Here is a 1,981-nt window from a genome sequence, read left to right as displayed (position 1 = left end):
GAGGATCTCTGGTCGTTCAATGAGGAAATCGTGGTTCGCGCCGCCGCCGACAGCATGATTCCGCTGATCTCGGCAGTCGGCCACGAGACCGACGTGACGCTGATCGATTTTGCCGCGGACAAGCGCGCGCCGACGCCGACAGCGGCCGCCGAGATGGCGGTTCCGGTCCGAAGCGAGCTGACGGTTGAGGTGGCTTCTCTGGCACGGCGGGCAATGCTGTGCTGGCAACGCGGCCAGGAGATGCGCCGCAACGAACTGCGCGCCGCCGCCCGCGCGCTGCCGAATTTAAGCGAACTCCTCGCCATTCCGCGCCAGCGGCTTGATGGCGCCACCTTCGCGCTGCCCCGCAGCCTGAGGGCCAACACGCACGCGCATTTCCGGCACTTTGCTGGGTTGAGCGCGCGGCTGACCATGCGGGTGCTGCGCGGCCAGCTCGCGCAAGCCCGGCAACGGCTCACGGTATCAGGCGAACGGATCACGCATTCGGCGAGAAGCCTGCTGCGAAACCGCGGCGATCGCTTCAACGGTCTGGCGATCCGGCTCAAGGCTTCGAAGCTTTCGAACGCTGAGGCGCAGCGCCAGGCGATTGCTCGCGATCGCGAACGCATACTTCGACTCGCCGAGCGCGGTCGCCGCGCGCTCGCGACCTCGACACAACGCCTTTCGGCACGGGTCGCCCACAGCGGGCAATTGCTGAGCGCATTGTCCTATCGCGGCGTGCTGGCGCGCGGCTTTGCGCTCGTGCGCGACGAGGCCGGCCATCCGCTGCATGCAAGCGCCGACGTCGGACCGGGCGCGCGCATGAGCATCGAGTTTGCTGACGGGCGTGTGGGCGTTACCGCGGATGGACGCGACGTGACGGCAACGTCAGCAGCGCCGAAACCTGAGCCCCGCGAGCACAAGCCGCCGGCGCAGAAACGCGCGGCAAAACCGGTCGACCAGGGAAATCTGTTCTAGATCAGCGCGCGGGCTCGCCTATCCCCTCACCGCGCCAGCCACTCCGCGACCCGCCTTTGCGAATCGGCGCGTGCTTCCGCGTCCGTCCCGACGTGCCCTTTTTCAGGATCGGCGGTATCGGCATTTGAATCGATCGCGTGAACGGGCAGATTGGGGCGATCGAAATCGTGATAGGCGCTCGGATAGACCACGATCCGCGTCAGCGCGCTGCGGCCATGGGCGCCCTCGACCATCTGGCGGCAGGCGGGCGGCGAACTGACGTCGTCCTTGGCGCCGATCAGAACCAGAGTTGGAACACGCGCACTCCAGCCCAGCCCTGACGAAAGGCGGCAATCGGGATAGAAGGCGACGGCCGAGCGGAAATCCGGCTCGGCATGGCGCAGCAATAACTGCGGGCGAACGGCCCACAATAACGCGCTCGCACCATTGGCCCAGCCCAACAGGCTGATGCGATCATGCGCGACCCACGGCTGCTGCATCAGCCATTGCCGTGCCGCGAGGATGTCGGCCACGCGCTCGCGGCGGGCGGTGATCCTGCGTTCCTTGACGTGACATTGCGGGCCAAGTCCGCGCGAGCCGTAGCTGTCGGGAAACAAAATGGCCTTGCCGTTCCTGAGCAATTGCTCGGCCCAGTCCCTATAGCGAACCTGGACCGGCTCGGAATGGCCGGACAAACCGCCACATCCATGCAGCCCGATCACGACCGCAAACGGACCGTTACCTTGCGGCTTGTAGAGCTGGGCGTGGAGGACCGTGGTTCCCGAAGGAATCTCGATCGCCTGCGGCAACGACGCCGCGCGCGAAGGCCACATCACGGCAAGACATGCGAAAGCGGCGATGATCGATAACAAGCGCATCATTTTGCCGGATCAGGATGGGACTAGTGGGACGAGTGGTGGTCAGTTCTGACTTTCGCTTCCCGTTTCAGCGACCCCACAAAAGGCTAACACGCGCCACGCGCCAAATTCATCACAAATCGGTGGGTTTGACGGGCGGACACTCGAACCTATTTATGGTAGTGGTT

The 1,981-nt window shown here is 65.0% G+C and carries 2 protein-coding genes; one reads left to right on the top strand and one right to left on the bottom strand.

Going from position 1 to position 1,981, the window contains the following annotated elements:
• The coding region (locus WB528_RS27640; RefSeq protein WP_423892517.1) for an exodeoxyribonuclease VII large subunit at positions 1 to 957 on the top strand (957 nt) is incomplete at its 5' end.
• Positions 958 to 983: 26 nt separating this feature from the next.
• Here the strand turns inward: WB528_RS27640 and WB528_RS27635 are convergent.
• A complete protein-coding gene (locus WB528_RS27635; RefSeq protein ID WP_423892518.1) occupies positions 984 to 1,814 on the bottom strand; it encodes a dienelactone hydrolase family protein in 831 nt (276 codons plus the stop codon).
• Positions 1,815 to 1,981: the final 167 nt, after the last annotated feature.

It is taken from the genome of Bradyrhizobium sp. (genome assembly GCF_049586575.1).
GTDB lineage: Bacteria > Pseudomonadota > Alphaproteobacteria > Rhizobiales > Xanthobacteraceae > Bradyrhizobium.
The sequence above is the reverse complement of the archived record's forward strand: the minus strand, read 5'-3'. Positions and strand labels throughout refer to the sequence as shown.

Coding starts and splice junctions, on each gene's coding strand:
- WB528_RS27635 (WP_423892518.1), bottom strand. CDS start 1,814: ATGCGCTTGTTATCGATCATCGCCGCTTTCGCATGTCTTGCCGTGATG.